General features: G+C 69.1%; 21 protein-coding genes. 14 read left to right on the top strand and 7 right to left on the bottom strand.

From position 1 onward, the window contains the following. Nucleotides 1-10: 10 nt before the first annotated feature. Complete coding sequence (locus FK267_RS04000) at nucleotides 11-3,208, top strand: AfsR/SARP family transcriptional regulator (RefSeq protein WP_141406386.1); 3,198 nt, start codon at nucleotides 11-13, stop codon at nucleotides 3,206-3,208. Between the two features lie 16 nt (nucleotides 3,209-3,224). On the opposite strand, the gene FK267_RS03995 is transcribed toward FK267_RS04000, so the two are convergent. The 3 genes from FK267_RS03995 to FK267_RS03985 are packed head-to-tail and all read right to left on the bottom strand — an operon-like array spanning nucleotide 3,225 to nucleotide 6,191. Next, nucleotides 3,225-4,058, bottom strand: a complete 834-nt coding sequence (locus tag FK267_RS03995) for an ABC transporter permease (protein WP_141406385.1) — start codon at nucleotides 4,056-4,058, stop codon at nucleotides 3,225-3,227. Then, on the bottom strand, nucleotides 4,055-5,125 hold the full coding sequence (locus FK267_RS03990; RefSeq protein WP_141406384.1) for an ATP-binding cassette domain-containing protein: 1,071 nt from the start codon (nucleotides 5,123-5,125) through the stop codon (nucleotides 4,055-4,057). The genes FK267_RS03995 and FK267_RS03990 overlap by 4 nt, the downstream gene beginning before the upstream one ends. Nucleotides 5,126-5,183: 58 nt before the next feature. Further along, nucleotides 5,184-6,191, bottom strand: coding sequence for a ketopantoate reductase family protein (locus FK267_RS03985; protein WP_070511627.1), 1,008 nt, complete (start codon nucleotides 6,189-6,191; stop codon nucleotides 5,184-5,186). Between the two features lie 309 nt (nucleotides 6,192-6,500). Here FK267_RS03985 and FK267_RS03980 point away from each other — a divergent pair, with 309 nt between their 5' ends. Further along, complete coding sequence (locus FK267_RS03980) at nucleotides 6,501-6,941, top strand: helix-turn-helix domain-containing protein (protein ID WP_141406383.1); 441 nt, start codon at nucleotides 6,501-6,503, stop codon at nucleotides 6,939-6,941. Between the two features lie 28 nt (nucleotides 6,942-6,969). Continuing rightward, nucleotides 6,970-8,034: an alpha/beta fold hydrolase gene (locus tag FK267_RS03975; RefSeq protein WP_141406402.1), complete on the top strand. Its 1,065-nt coding sequence runs from the start codon at nucleotides 6,970-6,972 to the stop codon at nucleotides 8,032-8,034. A gap of 533 nt (nucleotides 8,035-8,567) precedes the next feature. On the opposite strand, the gene coaA is transcribed toward FK267_RS03975, so the two are convergent. Further along, nucleotides 8,568-9,551 carry a type I pantothenate kinase gene (gene coaA / locus FK267_RS03970; RefSeq protein ID WP_141406382.1) on the bottom strand — a complete coding sequence of 328 codons (984 nt, stop codon included), beginning with the start codon at nucleotides 9,549-9,551 and terminating at the stop codon, nucleotides 8,568-8,570. A 172-nt stretch (nucleotides 9,552-9,723) separates the two neighbouring features. Here coaA and glmS point away from each other — a divergent pair, with 172 nt between their 5' ends. Beyond that, nucleotides 9,724-11,628: a glutamine--fructose-6-phosphate transaminase (isomerizing) gene (gene glmS / locus FK267_RS03965; protein WP_141406381.1), complete on the top strand. Its 1,905-nt coding sequence runs from the start codon at nucleotides 9,724-9,726 to the stop codon at nucleotides 11,626-11,628. A gap of 81 nt (nucleotides 11,629-11,709) precedes the next feature. Here the strand turns inward: glmS and FK267_RS03960 are convergent, their stop codons facing one another. Continuing rightward, a complete protein-coding gene (locus FK267_RS03960) occupies nucleotides 11,710-12,189 on the bottom strand; it encodes a holo-ACP synthase (RefSeq protein WP_141406380.1) in 480 nt (159 codons plus the stop codon). 197 nt (nucleotides 12,190-12,386) lie between these two features. Between FK267_RS03960 and FK267_RS03955 the strand changes: the two genes are divergently transcribed. From FK267_RS03955 to FK267_RS03915, 9 genes are all read left to right on the top strand, one after another. Beyond that, complete coding sequence (locus FK267_RS03955) at nucleotides 12,387-14,297, top strand: bifunctional ADP-dependent NAD(P)H-hydrate dehydratase/NAD(P)H-hydrate epimerase (RefSeq protein WP_141406379.1); 1,911 nt, start codon at nucleotides 12,387-12,389, stop codon at nucleotides 14,295-14,297. 121 nt (nucleotides 14,298-14,418) lie between these two features. Then, a complete protein-coding gene (alr, locus tag FK267_RS03950) occupies nucleotides 14,419-15,735 on the top strand; it encodes an alanine racemase (RefSeq protein ID WP_141406401.1) in 1,317 nt (438 codons plus the stop codon). An 80-nt stretch (nucleotides 15,736-15,815) separates the two neighbouring features. Further along, nucleotides 15,816-16,454 (top strand): tRNA (adenosine(37)-N6)-threonylcarbamoyltransferase complex ATPase subunit type 1 TsaE, encoded by a 639-nt coding sequence (tsaE, locus tag FK267_RS03945; RefSeq protein WP_141406378.1) that lies wholly within the window; start codon nucleotides 15,816-15,818, stop codon nucleotides 16,452-16,454. Then, a complete protein-coding gene (locus FK267_RS03940; protein ID WP_141406377.1) occupies nucleotides 16,451-17,500 on the top strand; it encodes a hypothetical protein in 1,050 nt (349 codons plus the stop codon). The genes tsaE and FK267_RS03940 overlap by 4 nt, the downstream gene beginning before the upstream one ends. Before the next feature lie 9 nt (nucleotides 17,501-17,509). After that, nucleotides 17,510-18,268 (top strand): tRNA (adenosine(37)-N6)-threonylcarbamoyltransferase complex dimerization subunit type 1 TsaB, encoded by a 759-nt coding sequence (gene tsaB, locus FK267_RS03935; RefSeq protein ID WP_141406376.1) that lies wholly within the window; start codon nucleotides 17,510-17,512, stop codon nucleotides 18,266-18,268. Nucleotides 18,269-18,293: 25 nt separating this feature from the next. Beyond that, the gene (locus FK267_RS03930; protein ID WP_141406375.1) at nucleotides 18,294-18,899 is read left to right on the top strand and encodes a GNAT family N-acetyltransferase; all 606 of its coding nucleotides are present in this window, start codon (nucleotides 18,294-18,296) and stop codon (nucleotides 18,897-18,899) included. Nucleotides 18,900-19,287: 388 nt separating this feature from the next. Next, entirely contained in the window at nucleotides 19,288-20,040 is a 753-nt protein-coding gene (locus tag FK267_RS03925; RefSeq protein WP_178389488.1) for a succinate dehydrogenase cytochrome b subunit, read from the top strand. Nucleotides 20,041-20,052: 12 nt separating this feature from the next. Further along, entirely contained in the window at nucleotides 20,053-22,053 is a 2,001-nt protein-coding gene (locus FK267_RS03920) for a fumarate reductase/succinate dehydrogenase flavoprotein subunit (protein WP_141406374.1), read from the top strand. Further along, nucleotides 22,050-22,820, top strand: a complete 771-nt coding sequence (locus FK267_RS03915) for a succinate dehydrogenase/fumarate reductase iron-sulfur subunit (RefSeq protein WP_003785183.1) — start codon at nucleotides 22,050-22,052, stop codon at nucleotides 22,818-22,820. The genes FK267_RS03920 and FK267_RS03915 overlap by 4 nt, the downstream gene beginning before the upstream one ends. A gap of 10 nt (nucleotides 22,821-22,830) precedes the next feature. On the opposite strand, the gene FK267_RS13590 is transcribed toward FK267_RS03915, so the two are convergent. Then, the gene (locus FK267_RS13590; RefSeq protein WP_282958435.1) at nucleotides 22,831-23,487 is read right to left on the bottom strand and encodes an HAD family hydrolase; all 657 of its coding nucleotides are present in this window, start codon (nucleotides 23,485-23,487) and stop codon (nucleotides 22,831-22,833) included. Between the two features lie 45 nt (nucleotides 23,488-23,532). Between FK267_RS13590 and tsaD the strand changes: the two genes are divergently transcribed. Further along, a complete protein-coding gene (tsaD, locus tag FK267_RS03905; protein WP_141406373.1) occupies nucleotides 23,533-24,579 on the top strand; it encodes a tRNA (adenosine(37)-N6)-threonylcarbamoyltransferase complex transferase subunit TsaD in 1,047 nt (348 codons plus the stop codon). Here tsaD and FK267_RS03900 read toward each other — a convergent pair. Then, a complete protein-coding gene (locus tag FK267_RS03900; protein ID WP_141406372.1) occupies nucleotides 24,563-25,285 on the bottom strand; it encodes a TetR/AcrR family transcriptional regulator in 723 nt (240 codons plus the stop codon). The genes tsaD and FK267_RS03900 overlap by 17 nt on opposite strands. Between the last annotated feature and the right edge of the window lie 2 nt (nucleotides 25,286-25,287).

Below are 25,287 nucleotides of genomic sequence, written 5' to 3'. Positions count from 1 at the left end.
GCTGACGGTGATGGGTGAGAATGGCCTCGTGACCTCCTCTTACCGCCTGGCTCTCCTGACGGAGCCGCCGACCTGGCAAGGCCGGCCCCTGAGCGGAAGGAGCCTTGACCTGCTCGCCGTGCTCGCCGGCAGCCAGGACGCCAGGGTGAGCGACGGCGCCCTCATTGAGGCCCTGTGGCCCGACGACGCCCCGGCCCGGCCGCTGCGGGCGCTTCATGTCGTCGTCTCCCGGCTGCGTGCCGTCGTGGGGGAGGGTGTCGTCGAGCGCAGCGGCGATGGCTACCGACTGGAACTGGCGGAGGCGGAGGCTGATGTCCGGGACCTGTCGTATCGGGCGGAGCGCGCCCGAGCCTGCGCCGCCGCCGGCCAGTGGGAGCAGGTCCTCGATCTCACCGACCGACTGCCCCAGGTGCCCGTTCCCGACGAGGTCGATGACAACGGTGGAGCAGGAGCCGCCCCTATGGCCCTCTTGCGAGAGCGGGCTGCAGCCCTGACCGAGGGGGCCCGCCGTGACCGGGGGCTCGCCCTGGAGGCCACCGGTGAGCACGAGCGGGCCGTGGACCTGCTGCGTGAGGCCTCCCAGCGCGACGGCGGCGACGAGACCGTCCTGGCCGCCCTCATGCGCGCCGAGTCCTGGGTGCGCTCACCGGCTGCGGCCCTGGAGATCTACGAGCACTACCGCCGTCGGCTGCGCGAGCTGGGAGCCGTGCCCGGACCGGCCACGCGCGCCGCCCACGAGGCCGTCCTGGCCGCCGAGAGCCCTGTGCGCCACGGCCTGCAGCCCGAGCCCGAGCACTTCCTGGGGCGCGAGGCGGACGTGACCGGTGTTCTCAAGGCCCTGAGCACCCACCGTCTGGTGACGCTCACCGGCCCCGGTGGGGTCGGAAAGACCACCCTGGCCCAGGTGGTGGCGGCCCGCAGCCGCCGCCCCGCCGTCTACGTCGTCGCCCTCGCCGAGGTGTCACCCGGAGCCGATCTGGCCAGGGTCGTGCTCGACGCAATCGGAGGCTCCGCAGTCGTCAACGGTGACCCGCACCGCGATCTGGCCGCCGCCCTCTCCCAGCCCGGAACCGTCCTGGTGTTGGACAACTGCGAGCACCTGGCCGGCGAGGCGGCCGACCTCATCGGGCCGCTCCTGGTCGCCTGCCCCGACCTGCGCGTGCTGGCGACCTCGCGCCGCCCCGTCGACCTGGCCGCGGAGCACGTCCACCGCCTCGAGGCCCTCGATGCCGCATCGTCGACTGAGCTGTTCCGTGCCCGCGCTCTGGCCGCTCGCCCCGGCCAGGTCATCGACGATGACGACTTAGGCGAGCTCCTGAGCCGGTTGGAGGGCATCCCCTTGGCCATCGAGTTGGCCGCCGCGCGCACCCGCAGCCTGTCGGTCGGCCAGATCGCCGAGCGACTGCCCGGCAGACCCGATCTGCTCACCGCCGCCCGTGACGCCCCCGCCCGTCAACGCACCCTGATAGCGGTCATCGAGTGGTCCTGGAACCTGCTCGACGCCGCCGAACGCCGCGCCCTGGCTCGGCTGGCCCTGCTCCCCGACGGCTTCACCCTCCTGCCTGCGGAGGCGCTCATCGGCGCGCAGGCCGCCGACCTCCTCGACGCCCTGGTCTCCCACTCCCTGCTCGTGGTGCGCGACCACGGCCTGCCCCGCTTCCACATGCTCGTCACCGTCCGCGACTTCGCTCTGGCGCAGCTGTCCGCCTCCGGTGACGAGGCCGAGGCCCGCACGGCCCTGCGCCAGTGGGCGGTGGACCTGTGCTCCCAGATCCGTTTTCCCGTGGACGCCGGCGACTTCGGCGACGCCCGTCACCCCGAGGCGCGCCGCCACGACCGCCTCTTCCGGCAGGTCGCCCACGATGAGGCCGTCATCCTTCAACAGCTCGACCGGCTCCTGGCACAGGCCGACGGCCACGGCACGGATCACCTGCCGGCGGAACTGCGCGACGCCATCTGCCTCATCGGTGCCGCCCTCATGCGCCTGTGGAGCGTCACCTGGAGCTATGAGCGCATCGCCGACTACGGTGCGCGCCTCATCGCTGCCGCTGTCCAACCCGCCCAGGACTCACGCGGCAACGAGGCAGGCCTGAGCGTCCTGGCCCTGTGCGTTACCCTCTTCGGGCTCCTGAGCCACGTGCCCGAACAGGTCCGCTCCCTGCTGCCGGCCTCCTTCGACGGAGAGGGACCATTCAGCCGGGTCAGGCGCTTCCTGCGTGCGAGCGACGAGCAGTGGCCCGAGCTGACCGGCGACGCCGACCCCTGGGTCGCCTGGGCGGCGACCCGCTGCCTGGCCGCCCAGCAGGAGGACGACGGCGATCCTCAGGCCTCCCTGGAGACCATCGAGGCCCTCCTGGGGCGGCTCCATGGCCACGACCTGGCCGGCATTCACCTGCTCGAGCTGCACCTCCACCGGCTGCAGGTGCTCATGTCCCTGGGGCGTTACAGCCAGGTCGTCGACGCCTGCTCGCGCGCCCAGGTGCTCCTGGAACGGGTCCTGCCCAGCTGGGGCGAGTTCTTCCGCACGACACTGCACATGGAGGGGGCCTACTGCGCGGTCTACCTCGATCCGCGCCCTGAGACGGCGGGCAGGCTGCTGGAGAGCCTGGAACCGATCGACCTGCCGGGAACCATGCGCTTCATCGCTCGCTCCGTGCGCGGTGAGCTGGAGCTCACCCGCGGGAACGTGCGCACCGCCGCCCTCATCCAGCGCGTGAGCCTGCGCTACGCCGGGAACTGGCGCTCCATCCTGGGATCGGGCTCCCAGTGGGAGCTCTACATCCTGAGCATGTGCCTGGTCACCGACGTCGAGCTCAGCCCCGACGACGCCGTCGAGCTCGATGCCCGAGCCGTCCGTGCCCGAGCCACCTCCCTGCTGCGCGAGATCCTCTCCGATCCGGCTCCACGGCAGCGTGACATTCCCACGCTCATGGCTTTCGCGGCCGCCGTCGGCCTGTCCGCCGTGGCTGCTGAGGACGTGGGCTCCGACCGGCGGGCAGTAGGGGGCGAGCTGGTCGCCACCGCCCTGGCGGTGGGCACCAACCAGACCTGCCGCCTGCTCTCCCACGACTACCTGCGCAGCCGCACTGAGCGGCTGGACGCCCGGGCGCTGGCGCAGGCCGAGGAGAGGATTCGGTCCCTGGACCGCGGTGGGCTCGTGGCTCACGCCGCCGACCTCGCCGGCCGTCTGGCGGGCGAGGTCGGCTGAGTCCCTGAGGTGCGGCTCAGGCGTTGCGCCGCTGGTAGCGCACGACCGTCAGGGGAGCCATGACGGCCAGGATCAGGAGTGAACCGATGATCGCGGCCCGTACGTCCCCGGCCGAGCCCGCTGTTCCGTCCAGCAGGTACCGGTCGCCGTCGACGATGTGCGAGACCGGGTTGTGGTGCACGAAGGCCTTGAGCCAGCCCGGTAGCGTCGAGGTGGGCACCATGGCGTTGGACAGGAAGGTCAGCGGGAACAGGACGATCACCGTGAAGGAGGTGACCGCTTGGGCCGAGGAGAAGACTGTCCCCAGGAAGAGGAAGATCCAGGCGATGGCCCAGGCGCAGCCCGCCGCCAGGGCGATGGCGCCAATCGTTCCCGACCAGCCGTTGGCAGGCCGGTAGCCCAGGATGTAGCCGGTGAGTACGGTCAGTGAGGTGCAAATGAGGTAGCGCAGCACGTCGGAGACCATGGGCCCCAGGACCGGCGCGATACGGGACATCGGCATGGTGCGGAAGCGGTCGAAGACGCCCTTGTCCATGTCCTCGCGCAGGTCCACGCCCACGCTCTGGCTCGTGGTCAAGGCATTCATGATGATGAGACCCGGGACGATCGTGGGCAGGTAGGCCTTGACGTCGCCGGCGATGGCGCCGCCGAAGAGCTCGCCGAACAGGACAGTGAACATGACCGGCTGGATGAGGATGTCGTAGAACTCCCCGGGGTTGCGCACCATGGTGATGAGTGAGCGCCAGGCCATGGCCAGGGTGTCAGGGACGAGCCGGGCCTCGCTGAAACGCCAGACGCCGGGGGAGAGGGAGGTACTGGTCGGTGCGGTCGCGGTGGCGGGGACGGTCATGACTGCTCCTGAGAGTCTGCGGGACGGGAGGACGAGGAAGCGGGTGATGGCGCTGACGGTGCGGCGGCATCGGGTGAGGCCGCGTCATCGTGCTTCGTGGGTTGCCCGGTCAAGGCCATGAAGACCGAGTCCATGCTGGGGCGGTCCACCGAGACGGTTCTGGGCGACAATCCGGCGTCGCGCAGGGCCACGAGCACCTCGGTGGCCACCGACGCCTCGCTCAGCGGCGCCTGCAGGTGGGTGCCCTGGTCGACGGTCGCCGGGGCGTGACCGGTCACCCGCTCGATGACGGCAGCGGTAGCGGCCTGGTCCTCGGGGGTCGCCGGCGTCAGCACCAGAGAGCTGCTGCCCACCCGGTCCTTGAGCTCATCGGGGGTGCCCTCGGCGATGAGCCGTCCGGCATCGATGATGCCGACCCGGTGAGCCAGGCGGTCGGCCTCCTCCAGGTACTGAGTGGTCAGCAGGATCGTCGAGCCGCCCTCCACCAGGGAACGGATGACGTCCCACATCTGCTCACGCGTACGCGGGTCCAGACCAGTGGTGGGCTCGTCGAGGAAGATGAGCGGGGGACGGGAGATGAGTGAGACCGCCAGGTCCAGTCGCCGCCGCATCCCACCGGAGTATCCGCTCACCCGCTTGCCGCCTGCCTCGGTCAGGCTGAAGGCGGCCAGCAGCTCCTCGGCCCGCTCCCGCGCCCGACGCCGGCCAAGGCCCAGCAGGCGCCCGAAGAGGCGCAGGTTCTCCGAGCCGGTGAGCGTCTCATCGACGCTGGCGTACTGTCCCGTCACCCCGATGAGGCCGCGCACCGCGTGGCGCTCGCGGACGACGTCGTGCCCCAGGACCATCGCCCGGCCCCGGGTGGGGGCCAGCAGGGTGGTCATCATGCGCAGCGCCGTCGACTTGCCGGCACCGTTGGGGCCGAGCAGGCCGTAGACGATGCCGGTGGGGATCTCCAGGTCCAGGCGGTCGACGGCGGTGAAGGAGCCGAAGGTGCGGGTCAGGCCATCGGTCCTGATGGCCGGTGTCTCGCCCGGTGAGAGCGATTCGTTTGCTGTTCGTGTTGCCATGCCGCCAAGGCTGGACCCCAGCGGTTTCACCGCGGCTTCACTGCGACGCCACTCGGTTTCACGCCGTTTCGTTCCGTTCACGGACCATGCCAGGTAGGTGCTGATCGTGACGGGTGGCCTTGTCTTGGGCCGCCTCGTAGCTTCTGTAGAAGATGGGCGCAGAGACTCCGTTGGCCCGGCCCTGCTCGTAGACGGTCCGGCACACGAACAACAGGTCAGCGGTGTTGCCATGCAGTGTCATGATCCGTCGGGTGAGGAGATTCCTGGCGAACATCCGCTTCATGAGGGGTGCGGACACGGCGGTCGGCAGCCGATAGACGAGCATCTCGCTGCGATAGCGCCTCAGATCAACGCCGCGCGAGGCCACGATCCTTGATGCTTCCCGGATCGCCTTGACCACCCGGGCGAGCATCCTGGTAGAGCCCATGAGCTGCTCGGCGGCGCGCGTCGTGTCCTCGACGTCGCCGTACATTGCTGCCACGGCACCGACACCGGCGTTGATCGCCATATGCAGCCAGATCCACTCGAGCATGTCATGGGGGTGCTCGAGGCTGATGCCGCAGGAGCCGAACAGCGCCTCCACCCCCTCGTAGCCCGGGAAACGGGCTTTGTCGTGCCGCTCCAGCATGACGTGGTCGAAGACGCAGCAGGTGAGCCGTTCTCCCGTGATGCTCCCGCCCGCCACCGGGTACCCCAGGAGGACATCGCGGCCGGCCATCAAACGGTCGAGCTCCTTGCGTTCTCCCCAGAACCCGCAGAACAGAAGCACAGGTCCCTCGATCCCACCCGTACGGAGGGCGGCCATTGCCTCGGCGATCCTGCCCTGCGGCACCGAGACCACGATGAGGTCGTAGCTCGTGTGTCCCCGGTGGTGAACGGTGTACTGGTCCTGGGACAGCGAGCCTTTCGGGTCACGCCTGCCATCGAGGATCTCGACCTCGAGCGAGCTGACTGAGGCCCTCGTACTGCTTTGTCGCACCAGGTGCTCGACGTGGTGACCGGCCTTCTGAAAAAGGTATCCGTAGGTTGTCCCGATGACTCCGAGGCCGACGACGAGGATGCTCATCGGAGCCGTGCATGTCTCCTGTGCTGTCATGACCTTGAGTCTGCTGCCCTCCGGTTTCAGACCGCCTTCACGGTGGCTTCAGGGACGGGCGCTCAGGACTTGCGCAGCAGGACCCGGCTCATGCGGTGCTCGGCGTCCTTGGTCAGGACCAGGGTGGCCCGCCCCAGGAAGGTCGTCAGATCAGACTGGTGAAGAGTGGGTTCTGGTGTGATTCAAACAGGTGCGGATGCCACTATTTTTAACATGCAAACCTCATTGTGTCTGTATTGTTTGATTGACGACCACAGTGTGCTGTTTTATTATTTGTTTATGATTAGTAGCAACATCGCCACCTTGCGTAAAAAGCATCGCTGGACTCAGGAAGCGTTGGCAAACAAAGTTGGTGTCTCTCGACAGACCATTGCCAAGTGGGAGGCTCCGGGTGGTAATCCCGACATTTCCTCATGTGTTCGGTTAGCGCAGGTGTTCGATGTTGCGATCGACGATCTTGTCAACGGTGACACTTCATTTGTTGCCATGCTCGATCGCCCCGGCAAATACATATTTGGCACCGTTGTGATCGATCAGGATGGAAGACTTACGCTTCCGGTCCGTGCCAGAAAGGTTTTCAATATTAAGGCTGGTGATGAACTCCTACTGATTGGCGATGTCGACCGGGGGCTCGCCTTGATGGATACGCAGTTCTTTGTGCAGGCTGCTCGTCATGTGGAGGGAGATCATCGTGTGGCACATGACAATACTGAAAACTAAGCGAAAGAGGGTGCGTGTGCTGATAATAATGTGCTCCGTGCTTGGCCTGCTCGGAGGGGGTGTGACTTATTATGCTCATCGAAATATGACGTATGATCGGGCTGCGGAGGCGGTTGTTCGTCGTGCTGGTTTTGTCGAAAGGCAGGTAACGCTGCCGAGCGGTTCAGTCATTCACTATGGTGAGGGGCCGGCCAATGGTTCGCCGCTCATGTTGGTCCACGGTCAACAAACAACGTGGAGGGACTATAGTGCGGTGCTCGGAGAACTATCTCAACGCTATCACGTGTTTGCGGTCGACTGTTATGGCCATGGTGGATCGAGTAAAAATCCGGCAGATTATACGGCGATCAAGAATGCGATTGATTTCGTGTGGTTTATCCAGCACGTTATCAAGTCTCCAGTCTTGATCTCCGGTCACTCTTCGGGAGGTCTGTTGGCGACTATCGTTGCCGCCAGGGCTCCGCAGCTTGTCACTGGTTTATTGATTGAGGATGCGCCATTCTTTGCGACTGAACCTGGAAGGGCCGAGAAGACATTTGCCTGGCTCGGGTTTCGCGATATGCATCATTTTTTGCGAAGCGGTGAACGAAATTTCACCCGCTACTCGCTTGAGCACACCTATCTTGCGCAAGTTCTTGGGCAAAAGAACTTTGATGTGTTTGTTAAGCGTCCTGCCCTCGATTACATGAGGCGCCATCCCGGCGAAATACCGCGCCTTTGGTACTACCCTCCTGAGCTGCATGTCAATGAGTTCTTCGACTTGACGGCTAACTTGCAGGATGGTACGGGCGCTTATGATTTACGATTTGGTGAGACCTTCTATGATTTCTCGTGGTTTGCTGGTTTTAATCAGGCGGAAACACTGAAGGCTGTTCGCTGTCCGTCAATTATTTTACATGCTGCTCATCCATCAAATATGCGGGGCTACTATGATGGTCGTGGGGTGCTGCTCGGTGCTATGGATGATCGTGATGCGTCGCGTGTCCACTCGCTTCTCTCTCGTGGCACTCTAGTCGACAACGTTAAAAGCGGTCATGATATTCATTCTGAACAACCTGAGGTTTTTATCAAGGCCGTCGATGATCTTCGTTAACCTTGTTGCAGGAGTGGGATAGGAGTGTTTTCTGAAAATTAAAATCGGTGCCGACACCGCGGTGTTAACGCTGGGTGCTGCACTGGACTCTTCGGGGAATCGGCCTGTTGGTGTCCATATCGGTGACAAAGGGATGTTCGAACTCCAGGTCGCGTGAACGATAACCTTGAAATCATGCGGTTTTGTTTCGTCACCACGAGAACGGTCTGGGCCTTTTGTCACCGATGTGGACATCCTTGGCCCCTCTTCGGGTTGCTGACGGTGCACGCTTGATGCCGGTTCGGGCATGTCCCTCTTCTGGTGCGGTCTACTCCACGAGGGTGGGGATCTACTGGCCAGGGGTTGTGCGCACTGCACGAAGGTCCTACCTACCCGGAGTACACCCAACCCTCCCGCAGTAGCACCCGACCCTCGTGCAGTGCGCGCCCAAGGCCTGCACGGCGACAGCGGGCGGCCCGCCCCTCCAAGGAGCCGGCGGACGACTCCCACCCCCAGGCGGCTCGCCCCCGCTGGAGTCTCAGCGCGAGGAGGAATCAGGACTTGCGCAGCAGGACCCGGCTCATGCGGTGCTCGGCGTCCTTGGTCAGGACCAGGGTGGCCCGCCCTCGGGTGGGGGCGATGTTCTCGCGCAGGTTGACCAGGTTGACACTCTCCCAGATCTCGTTCGCTCCAGCCAGGGCCACGTCGTCAGGGATCTCGGCGAAGCGCCGGAAGTAGGAGCCCGGCTGGGTGAAGGCCGTGTGCTTGAGGGTGAGAAACCGGTCCAGATACCAGCGGCGGATGTCGTCGGGGTCGGCGTCGACGTAGATCGAGAAGTCGATGAAGTCGCTCACCGCCAGCGCCGAGGCCCCCGGCCGCGATCCCCGCGGGGCGGGCTGGAGCACGTTGAGTCCCTCCAGCACGAGAATGTCGGGGCGCTCCACCGTCACGTGCCGGTCCGGGATGATGTCGTAGACCGTGTGGGAGTAGACGGGCGCCTGGACGCGCTCGCTACCGGACTTCACCGCCGCGACGAACTCCAGCAGGGCGCGACGGTCGTAGGACTCGGGGAATCCCTTGCGGGCCATGAGCCCGCGCTCCTCAAGGACCCGGTTGGGCAGCAGGAAACCGTCGGTGGTCACCAGATCCACCCGGGGCGTGTCCGGGAAACGGCCGAGCAAGTGGGCGATGAGACGCGCCGTCGTCGACTTGCCCACGGCGACCGACCCGGCCACCGCGACGATGAAGGGCGTGGGCGGCTCGCTCACCCCCAGGAAGGCGCCGGTGCGGTGCGCCCGCTCGCGCGAGGTGGCGATGTAGTCCTCCAGCAGGGCAGTCAGGGGCCGGTAGACGGCGTCGACCTCCGCCAGGTCGATGGGGTCTCCCAGTCCCCGCAGCTTCTCCACATCGGCCTGGGTCAGCGGCAGCGGCGCCGAGGACGCCAGGGCGGACCACTGGTCCCGGTCCAGCTCGATGTAGGGCGAGGCGCCCGGAATACCCAGGTCACTCGGGTCGCTCAGCTCGGATGTCACCGACACAGTGTCGCAAATGAAGACGCCCGGCGGACAATCCCCGAGGAACGAATGGGGCCCGTCGGGGCGCCTGTGGGGTGCTGGCGGGGAACGGGATCACGCAGAGATCACGCCGAGATCACATCGACGTGTGCCTGCGCTCGTTGTCAACGCCGCGCCGGCATGATTCGATCGGAGCATGTGTGGAATTGTCGGCCACGTCGGCCCTCTGAGTGAAACTGGTTCCTCCCGTTCCCTGACCGTTCTCATGGATGGCCTCGGCCGTCTGGAGTACCGCGGCTACGACTCTGCGGGCGTCGCGCTGGTAGGGCCCTCCGGCCTGGATGTCATCAAGGAGGCGGGCAAGCTCTCCGGGCTGCGCGCCATCCTTGAGGCCACCCCGCCGGCTCCCGCCACCGCAGGCATCGGACACACCCGCTGGGCCACCCACGGCGGCCCGACGACGGCCAACGCCCACCCCCACCGCGCCGGCCACCTCGCCGTGGTCCACAACGGCATCATCGAGAACTTCCGTCCGCTGCGCGAGGAGGTCGAGGCCGCTGGGCGTGAGCTCGTCTCCGACACCGACACCGAGGTCGTCGCCCACGTCCTGGACATCGACTTCACCTCCCGTCTGCGCCAGGACCCGTCCGCCGCCTCCGACCCGACCCGGGTCGCCGACCTCCTGGTCGCCTCGATGCAGGCCGTCACCGCCCGCCTCGAGGGCGCCTTCGCGCTGCTGGCCGTCACCGACCTGGCCCCCGCGGCGATCGTCGCCGCCCGCCGCTCCAGTCCCCTGGTCATCGGCCTGGGCGAGGGCGAGAACTTCCTGGGCAGCGACGTCGCCGCCTTCGTCGCCTTCACCAAGAAGGCCGCCGAGGTCGACGACGACCAGGTCCTCCTGCTGACCGCCGACGCCGTCCACGTCTGGGACAAGGACGGTAACGCCGTCGAGCCCAAGGCCTGGGAGGTCTCCTGGGACGCCTCCGCCGCCGTCAAGGGCGGCTACGACACCTTCATGGACAAGGAGATCCACGAGCAGCCCACCGCCGTGGCCGACACCCTGCGCGGCCGCGTCGACGAGCGCGGTGAGCTCCAGCTCGACGAGATGCGCATTGACCCCGCCGTTCTGCGCAGCGTCGACAAGATCATCGTCATCGCCTGCGGCACCGCCGCCTACGCCGGGCACGTCGCCAAGTACGCCATCGAGCACTGGTGCCGTATCCCCGTGGAGGTCGAGCTCGCCCACGAGTTCCGCTACCGCGACCCGGTCGTCAGCGAGAAGACCCTGACCGTGGCCATCTCCCAGTCCGGCGAGACCATGGACACCATCCAGGCCGTGCGTCACGCCCGCGAGCAGGGCAGCAAGGTCCTGGCCATCGTCAACACCTACGGCTCGACCATCGCCCGCGAGGCCGACGCCGTCCTCTACACCCACGCCGGCCCGGAGGTCGCCGTGGCCTCCACCAAGGCCTTCCTCGCCCAGATCACCGCCTGCTACCTGCTGGGGCTCTACCTGGCCCAGCTGCGCGGCAACAAGTGGCCCGACGAGGTCGCCGAGTACCTGGACAACCTCGCCGCCATGCCGGACCGCATCCAGCACGTCCTGGACCACGAGGAGGCCCGCGTGCGTGAGCTGGGCTCCGAGCTGGCGGACAAGTCCTCCTTCCTGTTCCTGGGCCGCCACGTCGGCTTCCCGGTGGCGCTGGAAGGGGCGCTCAAGCTCAAGGAGCTCGCCTACGTCCACGCGGAGGGCTTCGCCGCCGGTGAGCTCAAGCACGGCCCGATCGCGCTCATCGAGGAGGGCCTTCCGGTCTTCGTCATCGTGCCCACCCCGCGCCGCCCTGTCCTGCACGACAAGGTCATCTCCAACATCCAGGAGATCCGGGCCCGCGGCGCGCGCACCATTGTCATCGCGGAGGAGGGGGATACCGACGTCGAGCCCTTCGCCGACCACATCATCCGGATGCCCGTCACTCCCACGATCCTGTGGCCGCTGCTGACCGTGGTGCCGCTGCAGATCTTCGCTGCTGCGCTGGCCGGGGCCAAGGGGCTGGATATCGACCAGCCGCGCAACCTGGCCAAGTCCGTCACCGTCGAGTAGGACCGACGCCGAGACGTCGACTCGCCCCTTAACTCGACCCTCAACGGTGCCGAGCCCGTATTCCGGGCTCGGCACCGTCGTCTACAGGGCTGGGCGCGGGGACCGGATCTGCTGCTTCGTGCGGGCCTGTGAGCGTTGAGAGGACAGAGTCAGGTCGTCGTCGTTGTCGACGTGATCGGCCTGGGCGACGACGAAGGCCTGGGCCATACCACCGTCGTGGGCCAGGGAGATGTGCCAGTGGCCGATGCCGGCCTGGCGGGCGGCCATGGCGGCCGCCCCGGTCAGGCGCAGGCGCGGTGGGGTGCCGGGCGTGGAGGTCACCTCGATGTCCTGGTACTCCCAGCCCTGGGGCGCGTCCAGTCCGAGCTCGGCGTAGGCCGAACCCAGGGCCTTGAGAACCGCCTCCTTGGCCGCCAGGCGCGCCCCGAGTGAGGCGGCCCGTTTCTGGCAGGCGGCCAGCTCGGCGGGGGTGAAGAGCCGCTCGCGCAGGCCGGGTACCCGGTCCATGTAGCCTTCGAGGCGGGGGATATCAACCAGGTCGGTCCCTACAGCGCGGATCACTCGGCCATTGTGCCGGGTGAGCGGGCAGCGCGAGGGGTGAACGCGCCACCAATTCTGGAAGAGACAACTTCTTGGCGCTTGGCCGCGGACGGGCAATGCGGGCCGGCGGCCACCCGCGAGGTCTTGCTCTGTGAAACTGCCCGTCTCAAAGCCGTGTTGGAGGGGCGAGGAGAGCGGAGCGGAGGACAATGGGACGGATGAGTGACCTCAACGACCTCCCGCGTTCCCACGACGTCACCGACCCCACCACCTGCGCCTGGCCTGCTCAGGAGATAGCGGCCGCGGAGGCCCCCGTCACCGCAGGCACTGACCGCTACATGAGAGCCGCCGCCCACGCGGTAGCCCGGGCGGCACTGCGTGAGCTGCGCCAAGGAGCCGGCACCGCGGGCACCGCGGTGGCCCCCGCCCGGCCGGTTCCGGCGCCGTTGACCTCGATGAGCCCCATGGGGGCGGCCGCCACCCCAGCCTCACCGTTGTCCCCGGCGACGCCGCTGGGAGGAACAGGTGAGGCGGCGGGGATGCAGACCGGCCTCGGATGGATCTCCGGGGCCCCGGTACTCCTCTTAGTCGGCGGTGGACACAACGGGGCCGATACCCTCCTGGCTGGAGGTCTGCTCGCCCACAGCGGCTGCGCGGTCAGCGCCGTGCTCGCCACCGAGCACCCCCATCCCGTCGCCCTGGAGGAGGCCCGCGGCCACGGCGTCACCATTCACGGCGCCGGCTACCGCAGCGACGACGGAACCGGCCAGGACTCCGCCGAGGCCATGACCGCTATCGAGGCCTTCCTCGTCCACGGCGGACTCGTCCTGGACGGACTGACCGGCATCGGCGCCACCGGGGCGCTGCGACCTGACGCCGCCGCCCTCATCGCCCCGCTCATCGCCGCCGGAGAGCCGGGGCGCCGCCCGCTGCGAGTCATCGCCGTCGACCTGCCCAGCGGAACCGGCGTCGACGACGGCACAGTGAGTGGCCCGGTCCTGGCCGCCGACCATACCGTCACCTTCACCTGCCTCAAGGGATGCCAGTGCCTGCCCCCGGCCCGGCACCTGTGCGGCGTCGTCGAAGTCGTCCCCCTCGGACTGCCCGCGCCCACGAGCCGGCCCCTGGCCCGCCGCCCCGTCGACGGCGCCCTGGGCGACTACCTGACCCGCGCCGTTGGCGAGCCCGGCCCCGGCGACCACAAGTACACCCGCGGCGTGGTCGGCCTGTGGGCCGGCAGCGAGTCCTACCCCGGCGCCGCCGTCCTGGCCGCCAGCGGCGCGGTACGCGCCGGCGCCGGCATGGTGCGCCTGTCCGCCCCCAGACGCGTGGAGGACCTCGTCCTGGCCGCCCGCCCCGAGGTGGTCCCCGCCGCCGGACGCGTTCAGGCGCTCGTCCTGGGGCCGGGCATCGACCCCGCTGACGCCACCAGGGCCGATGAGGTGCGGACCGTCCTCGCCTCCACCCTGGGTCCCTGCGGCAAGGACCGGCAGTGCCCCACCCGGGTCCCCACCGTCGTCGACGCCGGCGCCCTGAGCATCCTGCCCGAGCTCCTCACCGAGGACCTGAGCTGCACGCCGCTGCACGTGCTGACCCCGCACGCTGGAGAGGCCGCCGCGCTGCTGATCGCGCTGGAGGATCAGGGGACGCCGGCGCAGGAGACCTGTCGCTGGAGCCGCGAGCGCGTCGAGGCCCACCCGGGGCTCGCCGCCCGCGAGCTCTGCCGCCGCACCGGCGCCACCGTCCTGCTCAAGGGGGCCACCACCCTCATCGCCGCGCCGCAGCGCCCCCTGGTCAGTGTGGACGGAGGACCCGGTTGGATGGCGAGCGCCGGAAGCGGGGACGTGCTGGCCGGGATCCTCGGAGCCGTCCTGGCCGGCGCGGCCGCCCGCTGGGAGCAGGGCGCGCCGGACGCCTCCGGGGCGGACCTGGTCCTGGACGCGCTGGTCGACTCGGTGGCCGCCGGCGTCAGACTGCACGCGCTCGCGGGGGCCTATGCCGCAGCAAGCCCGCAGGGCGCCGGGGGAGCGGGGACCGGCGGGCACCCGATCGCCGCCCTGGACATTGCCGTTGCCCTCGGCCCGGCCCGCCTCGAGCTCAACTGGCTCCAGGCGGTGCCCCACGCCTGAGACGCGTCAGCCACGCGGTATCCGTCAGGACTCCTGACCGGAGGCGTGCGCCAGGAAACAGCGGCGCTACCGGCCCCAGTGCGACAATCGCGCCGTGACCACCTCCCCGGACTCAGTCGCAATGCCCCCGTCCACCGCTCCGCGCCCGGCAGTCGCCCAGTGCGCGCGACCGCCGGCGGCCACTACCTCGCGGGCCGTCGTCGACCTGGCGGCCGTGGCCCACAACGGGCGGCGCCTGGCACAGGTGGCGGGCGTGCCGTGGATGGCCGTGGTCAAGGCCGACGCCTACGGTCACGGGCTGGGGCCGGTCGCTCTGACGGCTCTGTCGGCGGGAGCCTCCTGGCTGGGGGTGGCCCAGCTCGCCGAGGCCCTGACTCTGCGTGCCCTTCTGGACGAGGCCGGTGTGAGCCGCCCGGCGGGGGAGTCCGCCTCGCAGGCCCCCCGGCTCCTCACCTGGCTCCTGCCCGTCATGGAGCCTGATCGTGCGGCCGCCGAGGACTCGCCCCTGCGTGCCGCCCTGGCGGCCGACCTGGACCTGTCGGTCTCCACCCTGCCCCAGCTCGAGGCCCTGTCGGCGGCGGCCCGGGCGCAGGGGAGGGTGGCGCGTCTCCATCTCAAGGTCGACACCGGCATGTCGCGCGGCGGCGCCACCGTCGAGGAGCTGCCCGCCCTGGCCGCCGCGCTGAGGCGGGCCGAGGATGAGGGAACGGTCGACGTCGTCGGCCTGTGGTCGCATCTGTCGCGCGCCGATGAGCCGGCCAGCGGCTCCACCGAGGAGCACCTGGAGCGCTACCGGCAGGCCGAGCAGGTCGTCCTCGCCGCCGGCCTCAACCCACCCACTCACCACCTCGCCGCCACTGGAGGACTCCTGTGGCACCCGCAGGCCCGCATGGACCTGGTGCGCGCCGGCATCGGCCTGTACGGGCTGAGTCCCGACCCCTCCGTGGCCACCGGCGCCGAGCTCGGGCTGCGGCCCGCCATGCGCCTGGAGTCCCCGCTGGTGCAGGTCAAGCGCATCGAGGCCGGGCAGGCCGTCTCCTACGGGGGAACCTGGAGCGCTCCCACTGATCGCTGGGTGGGGCTCGTGCCCCTGGGCTACTCCGACGGCATCCCGCGCGCCGCCAGCTCCGCCGGTCCCGTGGGAGTCGGCAGCCTCATGACCTCCATCGTGGGGCGGGTGTGCATGGACCAGGTGGTTATCGACCTTGGCCCGGCCGTGGACGAGACCGGCGCGCCCCTGCCGGCACCGGCCCGGGTCGGGGAGACCGCCGTGCTCTGGGGAGCCCCCGAGGTATCAGACCAGGAAGCCGTCCCTACCGCGGATGAGTGGGCGCAGGCCTGCGGCACCATCAACTACGAGATCGTGACCCGGTTGGGAGCTCGTGTCCCGCGCTGCTACATCGGGGAACCCGGCACCGGCGACTACTCTCGACCCTAGACGGCAGACGTCGGATATCGCCGGTCCCCGCCGGGTCGGCCGGTTCCACCATCGGAGCCATGCACGGAAGAGGAGGGAATATGAGCCCAGCGCCGCACACACCGCAGACCGCCCCCGGGATCACCGTCGCCACCGGCGACGCCGACGAGACCCGGGCACTGGGGGCCCGCCTGGCCCGCCTGCTGCGCGCCGGTGACCTCGTGATGCTCTCCGGCGGGCTGGGGGCCGGCAAGACCACGCTCGCCCAGGGCATCGGCGCAGCCCTTGAGGTGCGCGGCCGGGTCTCCTCACCCACCTTCATCATCGCCCGCGTGCACCCCGCCCTGTCCGACGGCCCCGACCTCATCCACGTGGACGCCTACCGGATCACCTCCCTGGAGGAGATCGACGCCCTTGACCTGGACTCCTCCCTGGAACGGGCCGTCACCCTGGTCGAGTGGGGCGAGGAGAAGGTCGAGGCCCTGAGCCCCGACCGCCTGGAGATCCAGGTACTGCGCCCCCACGGAGCCGTGCGCGCCGAGCACCCGCAGCCCGAGGACGCCCCCGCCGGGGCGGAGTCTCCCGCCGGCTCGGTTGCCGGGGAGCCGGTCGTGGACCTCGGCGAGGTCGACGACGGCAACCGGACGATCATCGTGCGCGCCGTCGGTCCGCGCTGGGCCGACGTCGACCTGAGCCCACTGGCCGCAGACGCCTCCTGCCAGCCGGGAGCGCCGCTGTGAACACTCCCACCACCGTGGCGCCGGTCCGCAACGCCATCCCCATCCGGGCCGCCCAGCGCTCCCGGCGTCCTCGGCGCCTGCTCCTGCCGGCTGCGGCGGCGACGCTCCTGGGTGTCTGCCTCCTGACCCCGGGGCCGGCCCGAGCCGTTGCCGACACCGGCCCCCGCCCCGTGCCGATCACATCGGCCGGCGGCGTGGCGGGTGTCCCAGCCGACGCCGACTCGCGCGACGAGGCCAAGACGCTCATGGAGAGCGAGTGCGTGGCGCAGGTGCGTCAGAGCACTGGCGAGCAGGGCGAGATCACGGTGGGTGATCCGCGCAGCGTCTACACCTGGGCCTCCGGCTTCCTCGACGGATCCCAGCCCTCCGCCCAACCCGTCGACACCGGAGACTGGGCCGCGACCGTCTCCTCGGGCGGCAAGTCCGTCGGTCTTCTCGAGGTGGTCCATGACAAGGGGCACGCCACCTGCACCCCCGTCTTCGACGACGACCTGGCCACCGATGTCGACCAGATGGGCGAGGCCCACCTCGTCCACGACCGCAACGCCAACGCCTGGTACTCGCTGAACGGCACCACGGTGACGGCGATGGGGGAGGCCGCCACGCGGCGCCTGGCCGGCCCCATCGAGCTGCGCGACTACGGAGAGATCCTGCGTGAACGCGCCGGGTCCAAGCCCAAGACCTCCGCAGGGCAGAGCGAGGAGCGCTCCACCACGGGGGGCTGGGCGATCTGGGGCCCGGTCCTGGCGGTCGTCGTCGTCGGGATCATCACCGTCATCATCACGGTCCGTCACGAGCGCAAGGTGACCGCCCCGTTGCGCCAGGCCCGCAACCGCGCCGACATGGCCGAGCGCGCCGACCGGCTCAGCCGGGACGAGTCCGACACCCAGGGGGCGGCAGTACGCCGGGGCATCCCCCGCGCCGCCATCGACCTGTCCCTCCTGGGGGACGGGGCCGATGACGACGCCGATGCGACCGCCGGTGAGACCCTGGGGGACACGATCCCCGAGAGCCGCGTCAACCTGCCGCGAGACCCGAGGGCATAGGCTGGTCCGGTGCGAATCCTCTCCATCGACTCCTCCCTGGGGACTCAGCTCGCGGTCGTCGACGCCGCCCCCTCCGCCGCCGGAGCACGCGCCCTGCAGGTGCTGAGCCAGGACGAACAGGCCGATACCCGCCGTCACGCCGAGTCCCTCGGACAGATGCTCTCCCGGGCCCTGTCGGCTCCCGAGGCGGCCGAGCGCCCGCTGGACGCCGTGGTCGCCGCCACCGGGCCGGCCCCCTTCACCGGGCTGCGTGCGGGGCTGGTGACGGCGGGGGTCGTCGGACGCACCCGGGGCGTCCCCGTCCACGGGGTCTCCAGCCTCGACGCCGTCGCCCGCCGCGCCCTGGACGAGCTCGGAGCCCAGGAGGGGCAGACGGGGCCGGTCGTTCTGGTCGCCACCGACGCCCGCAGGCGCGAGGTCTATACGGCACTCTTCCGCGCCAACGGTCCCGACGACGTCACCCGCCTGACCGAGATCATCGTCTGCTCTCCGGCCCAGGTCGCCCAGCGCCTCGCCGAGCAGGCACCGGGACCGGGCGGGGGGAGTGGAGACATCGACGTCGTGGCCGGCTCCGGTGCCTCCCTCTACCCCGAGCTGGCGGAGATGGCCTCCTGCCAGAAGGCCCTGGCCCCCGTCTCCGGCGACGCCCTGACCCAGGTGCGCATCGCCCTGGCCCGCCTCGAGCGCGGCGAGCAGCTGAGCACGCAGCCGCTCTACCTGCGCCACGCCGACGTGCAGATGCCTGCCGCTCGCAAGCGCGTGCGCTGACCCCGGGGCGAAGAAGGACACTGAGGTGCCCGAGGCGACCGGAGCGGGCCGGGCCCCAGGTCTGCGGGAGATGGCGGCGGGGGACCTGGAGGCCGTCGCCCGACTCGAGGGCGAGCTCTTCGGAGCCGAGGCCTGGAGCCGTGACCTGCTGGCCGCCGAGCTGGAGGCCTCCCACGGGCCGATGGCGGACCGCCGCTACGTCGTCGTCGAGTCCGAAGAGAGCGATGGCGACGGTGACGCCTATGACGCCGCGGATCGCGCTGTTGGAACCGGGTCGCACGGGCCACGGCTCCTGGGCTACGCCGGGCTCTACCACGCCGGTGGGCTGACCAGTGCGGACCTGCTGACCATCGCCACCATCCCGGCCGCGCGCGGACGAGGGATCGCCTCCCTCATGCTCACCGAGCTCGTCTCCACCGCCCGAGAGGTGAGCTGCCCCGATGTCCTGCTGGAGGTGCGTCAGTCCAACGAGACCGCCCAGCGGCTCTACACCAGGCACGGGTTCGTTCCCATTGGCCGGCGCCGCCGCTACTACCAGGCGCCGCCGGAGGACGCCGTGGTCATGCGGCTGACCCTGCGCCCGCGCCCGGGGCCGGTGGGGGCCGAGGCCGGTGAGCCCGGCGAGGCCTGAGTCCGTGGGGCGACTCACCGGGAGCAAGCTCCAGAGTCCGACTGGACGGATTGCGCTGGGCCTGAAGAAGCAGATGGATGCTGCAGCAACCGGAGATAAACACGGGCCGCGGGAGGACAAGCGACGAGTGTCGGCCACTTCACAGATTTGTCTGACGCCCCCGTGACGAAAAGGCGGCCCCAGACGGTGGCGTCAGCATATTCCGCGGCGTTGAATGACGAATCGAGACCCGGTGAGATCCCCAGGATTCCGCGGATCGTCACACCAACGTCGCTGGTGGGGCCGCAGATGGCACCTACGGGACCTGGTGCCCGGCTAGCCTTCTGCCGTGGCCAAAACATCTGCTCCTTCCCTGAAGAGGCGGACCGCCTTCTCCACGACCGTCTTCATGAAGCGCATGATGGCGATCTCGGGACTGGTGTTCCTGTTCTTCGTCCTCTTCCACGCCTACGGCAACCTGCACTACTTCGAGGGTGAGGTCGCCTACGATCACTACGCCGTGTTCCTGCGAGCACTGCTGGTGCCGATCATGCCCTACGGCGGTGTCCTGTGGATCCTCCGCCTGGCTCTCATCGCCTGCCTCCTGGCTCACGCCGGCAGCGCCTTCCACCTGTGGGCGCGCAACAAGCGGGCCCGCGGCAACGACAAGTACGCCGTCAAGAAGCCCGGCGCCGAGTACTTCGCCTCCCGCTACGCCATGCGCACCATGCGCTGGGGCGGCGTCATCCTCCTGCTGTTCATCATCTGGCACATCCTGCAGTACACCACCCTGTCGCTGACGCCGGGGGGACACTACGTGCACGGACGGGCCTACCTCAACATGTACTACGGCTTCCAGCTGTGGTGGGTGTGGCTCATCTACGCGGTCGCTCTGGCCGCCCTGTGCCTGCACGTGTGGCACGGCGTGTGGTCTGCCCTGCAGACGCTGGGCGCGGTGCGCGGAAACACCATCCCCTTCATCCGGCTGATCGCCTTCGTGCTGGCCTTCGCGCTGTTCGCCGCCTTCATGGCTGTTCCGACGGCGATCCTCTTCGGCTATGTCGATGCCCCCATGGCCACTGGCGACTACTACCCGCAGTTCTGTGACGCGATCGGCTCCTCCGCCGAGCACTTCGCCGAGTGTGCTACGGCGACCCACTGAGAGTGAACGACTATGACTGAACTCATCGACGGCCTGTACTACGAGGGCGAGAAGATCGCCGACACCAAGGCCCCCCACTCCGTCCCGATCGACCGGCGCTGGGAGCAGCGCAAGTTCGAGGCCAAGCTGGTCAACCCCGCCAACCGCCGCAAGCTGGACATCATCGTCGTCGGCTCCGGCCTGGCCGGCGGCGCCGCGGCCGCCTCCCTGGGCGAGCAGGGCTACAACGTCAAGGTCTTCTTCTACCAGGACTCGGCTCGCCGGGCGCACTCCATCGCCGCCCAGGGCGGCATCAACGCCGCGAAGAACTACCGCAATGACGGCGACTCCGTCTACCGGCTCTTCTACGACACGGTCAAGGGCGGTGACTACCGCGCCCGCGAGGACAACGTCTACCGCCTGGCGGAGGTCAGCGCCAACATCATCGACCAGTGCGTGGCCCAGGGTGTCCCCTTCGCCCGCGAGTACGGCGGTCTGCTGGACAACCGCTCCTTCGGAGGCGTGCAGGTCTCCCGTACCTTCTACGCCCGCGGCCAGACCGGCCAGCAGCTTCTCATCGGTGCCTACCAGGCCCTCGAGCGTCAGGTGCACGCCGGCACGGTCAAGGAGTTCCGTCGCCACGAGATGGTCGAGCTCATCATCGTCGACGGTCGCGCCCGTGGCATCGTCACCCGCGACATGGTCTCCGGGAAGATCGAGACCCACCTGGCCGACGCCGTCGTGCTGGCCAGTGGCGGCTACGGCAACGTGTTCTTCCTGTCCACCAACGCGATGGGTTGCAACGCCACCGCCGTGTGGCGCGCGCACCGCAAGGGCGCCTACTTCGCCAACCCCTGCTACACGCAGATCCACCCCACCTGCATCCCGCAGTCCGGGGACTTCCAGTCCAAGCTCACCCTCATGAGTGAGTCCCTGCGCAACGACGGACGCATCTGGGTGCCCAAGAAGGCCGAGGACTGCGACAAGGACCCGCGCGACATCCCCGAGGAGGCGCGCGACTACTACCTCGAGCGCATCTACCCGGCCTTCGGCAACCTCGTGCCGCGCGACATCGCCTCCCGCCAGGCCAAGAACATGTGCGACGAGGGTCGCGGCGTGGGACCGGCCATCAAGGAGCGCGACGCCAACGGCAACGAGCGGATGATGCGTCGCGGCGTCTACCTGGACTTCTCCGAGGCCATCAACCGCCTGGGCAAGGACGCCGTCTCTGCCCGCTACGGCAACCTGTTCGAGATGTACCAGCGCATCACCGGGGATGACCCCTACGAGGTCCCCATGCGCATCTACCCCGCTGTGCACTACACGATGGGTGGCCTGTGGGTGGACTACGACCTGGAGTCCAACGTCCCGGGCCTCTACATCGCCGGAGAGGCCAACTTCTCCGACCACGGCGCCAACCGCCTGGGTGCCTCCGCCCTCATGCAGGGGCTGGCCGACGGCTACTTCGTCCTGCCCGACACCATGAACAACTACCTGGCGGACATGCTGCGCCTGGGCAAGGTCGACCCCAACGCCCCGGAGATCGCCGAGGCCAAGCGCTCCGTCGAGGAGCGCGTCGCCCGCCTCATGGCTCTTCGCGGCACCCGCAGCGTGGACGACTTCCACATGGCCCTGGGCCGCATCATGTGGGAGTACTGCGGCATGGAACGGCGCGATGCCGGGCTGCGCGACGCCATTGGGCAGATCCGGGCCCTCAAGGAGGAGTTCTGGCGCGACGCCCGCATCACGGGCCAGGCCGACGAGCTCAACCAGGCCCTGGAGAAGGCCGGCCGACTGCTGGACTTCTTCGAGCTGGCCGAGCTCATGTGCATCGACGCCCTGCACCGGCGGGAGTCCTGCGGTGGCCACTTCCGGGCGGAGTCCCAGACTCCCGAGGGTGAGGCCCTGCGGCACGATGACGAGTTCCTCTACGTCGCCGCCTGGGAGTGGGGCGGGGAGAACCAGCCGCCGATCCTCCACAAGGAGGACCTCGTCTACAAGGACATCGAGCTCAAGCAGCGGAGTTACAAGTGAACATCAAGCTCAAGATCTGGCGCCAGAAGAACAAGGACTCGAAGGGCCACTTCGAGGAGTACGCCATGAGCGGGATCGAGGAGCACATGAGCTTCCTCGAGGTCCTCGACCTGCTCAACGAGCAGCTCTTCGCCGAGGGCAAGGAGCCGGTGGCCTTCGACTCCGACTGCCGTGAGGGCATCTGCGGTCAGTGCGGTGTGGTCATCAACGGGCAGGCCCACGGGCCCATCCGCTCGACCACCTGCCAGTTGCACATGCGCCACCTGGCGGAGGACCCCTCCTTCAAGGACGGCTCCACCATCACGATCGAACCGTGGCGCTCCACCGGCTTCCCGGTGCTGCGCGACCTCATCGTGGACCGCTCCGCCCTGGACCGCATCGTCCAGGCCGGTGGCTACATCTCGGTCAACACCGGTGGGGCCCCGGAGGCCCACTCGGTGCCCGTGCAGAAGGAGAAGGCCGACGCCGCCTTCGAGGCCGCCGCCTGCATCGGCTGCGGTGCCTGCGTGGCGGCGTGCCCCAACGCCTCGGCCATGCTGTTCACCGGTGCGAAGATCTCGCACCTGGGTCTGCTGCCGCAGGGTCAGCCCGAGCGCCTGGCTCGCGTGGTGAGCATGCTCAACCAGCACGACGCTGAAGGCTTCGGCGGCTGCACGAACATCGGCGAGTGCGCGGCCGTGTGCCCCAAGTCGGTTCCGCTCGAGGTCATCTCGCGCCTCAACCGGGATCTCGGCCACGCCCTGTGGAAGGGCCAGCACGCCCACTGATCCACCTGCCTCACTCCATACCGAGCCGGGCACTTCTCGCGTCGTCCTCCAGACATTCTGTCGGGGGTCGCGAAAAGTGCCCGGCTCGGTGGTGTTCTACGTGCATACCTTTTACCAGCGCACGCCGGTGGGGACTTTCTGCGCGTGCGGGGGCACTCTCTTCCGGGCGGGGGCATGTGGCGCGTACGGTGACAGGATTGCTGTCCCCGACGGCGTCGAATGGCCCCGCCCGGAACGACACGCGCCCGGCTGCGTGAAATGTCCCCGCCCGCAAGACATGCCCGGCTCGGCGTTCATGGATGGTGAAGGTGATCCCGGTGAAGTCCGCGATGCGTGGGACGTGCGAGCCGGCCTCGGGGACGCCGTCGCCCACGAGGAGGACCTGTGCGCCGGCGCGCCGGGCGGAGGTGTAGCCGGAGGGAGCATCCTCCAGCACCAGGCAGGAGGAGATTGGCACGCCCAGGAGCTCGGCGGCCTTGAGGTAGGGGTCGGGATCGGGCTTACCGCGCTCGACGTCGCCGGCGGAGACGACCACTGGGGGAATGGGGACGCCGGCATCCTCCATGCGCACCCGCATGAGCTCGATCGGCGCGGAGGTCACCAGTGCCAGCGGAACGCCGGCATCGATCAAGGCCGCCACGAAGGATGCGGCACCCGAGGCCTCGATAGGCGCCTGTTCGGCGTCCGTCTCTCCAGGCGATAGTCTGGCCCCGTGAGCGACCCCCTCATTCTCGGCATCGAGTCCACCTGCGACGAGACCGGCGTGGCCCTCGTGCGCGGCCGCGAGCTCCTCGCCGATGTCACCGCCACCTCCATGGACCAGTACGCGCGCTTCGGCGGCATCATCCCCGAGATCGCCTCACGCGCCCACCTGGAGTCCTTCCTTCCAACCCTCGACGCCGCGCTGGAGAAGGCCGGTGTCGACCTCAGTGAGGTCGACACCGTCGCCGTGTGCGCCGGCCCCGGACTCATCGGCTCCCTGACCGTCGGCATCTCCGCCGCCAAGGCCCTGGCCGCGAGCCTGAACCGGCCGATCTACGGCGTCAACCACGTCATCGGCCACCTGGCGGTCGATGAGCTGGTCGACGGCCCCCTGCCGGAGCGCTTCGTCGGACTCATCGTCTCCGGCGGCCACTCGAACCTCCTGAGCATCCGCAACGTCGCCACCGACGTCGTCGAGCTCGGCGGCACTCTCGACGACGCCGCCGGCGAGGCCTTCGACAAGGTCGGCCGCCTCCTGGGCCTCCCCTACCCCGGCGGCCCGCACGTGGACCGGCTCTCCCAGGAGGGCGACCGCGGCGCCATCCGCTTCCCTCGAGGGCTGGCCGCGGGCAAGGACAAGGAGCGCTACCGCTACGACTTCTCCTTCTCCGGCCTCAAGACCGCTGTGGCCCGCTATGTGGAGTCCCTGGAGGACTCCGGCCAGGAGGTGCCCAGTGCTGACGTCTGTGCCGCCTTCTCCGAGGCCGTCAACGACTCCCTGACGGCCAAGGCGGTCCGGGCCTGCCTGGACACCGGCTGCGACACGCTCGTCGTCGGGGGAGGGTACTCGGCCAACTCCCGCCTGCGCTCCCTGGCGGCCGAGCGCTGCGAGGAGGCCGGCATCACCCTGCGCCTGCCTCCACTGCGCTTCTGCACCGACAACGGCGCCCAGATCGCAGCCCTGGGGTCAGCGGCCGTGCGGGCCGGTGTCGCCCCCAGCCCTATGGACTTCGCCCCGGACTCGGGGATGCCGTTGGACGTCAGCGTCGCCCACTGACGTCGCCCCCTGAGGCCGACTTCCCTCCCGTATCCGCTGCGCTCGGGGGCAGGCCGGCGGCCACTCCCCGGATGATGATCTCGATCTTGCGGTCCAGGCCGCCGCGCTCCAGCCAGCTCTCGTTGGGCGTCAGCGCCTCGGGCAGGGGAGGGTTCCCGGCGGCGGCCGCGAACCGGCTGGTCTCCTCCAGTCCTGTGGGGCCGCCCAGCCCCGAGGGGGCCGCGGGGGAGCGCATGACCTCGATCTGCGCGTGCGTGGAGATGACGGTGTCGCCGACGAAGTCCAGGACCACCCCGGCCTCCTCGACCCCCAGGCCGCCGTCGACCAGGACCTGGCACGCCTGAGCCACGGGGGTGGCGAAGAGCTGGTGGGCCCACGGCACCCCCATGATGACTCCGGCCAGGCCGGGGTAGCGCTCCAGCATCGCCCAGATGGCCTCGGCGTGGGCCCGCACCGCATCGGGCCAGCGCCTCCCGGCGCCCGGAGTCTCCACCTCGGCGGCGATCCTCTCCAGGCAGGCGGCCAGCAGATCCTCGCGCGAGGAGATCGTGCGGTACAGCCCGGAGACCGCCACTCCCAGGTGCTTGGCCACCGCCGTGAGCGTGAACTCCGCGATGCCGATCTCGAGGGCGGCATCGACGACGTCGTCGCGCGAGAAGCCCGGTCTCGGTCCGGTCGGTCGGCCCAGTCGCGCAGATCGTGTCATGG

It is taken from the genome of Actinomyces oris (assembly GCF_006546825.1).
Lineage (GTDB): Bacteria > Actinomycetota > Actinomycetes > Actinomycetales > Actinomycetaceae > Actinomyces > Actinomyces oris.
The sequence above is the reverse complement of the archived record's forward strand: the minus strand, read 5'-3'. Positions and strand labels throughout refer to the sequence as shown.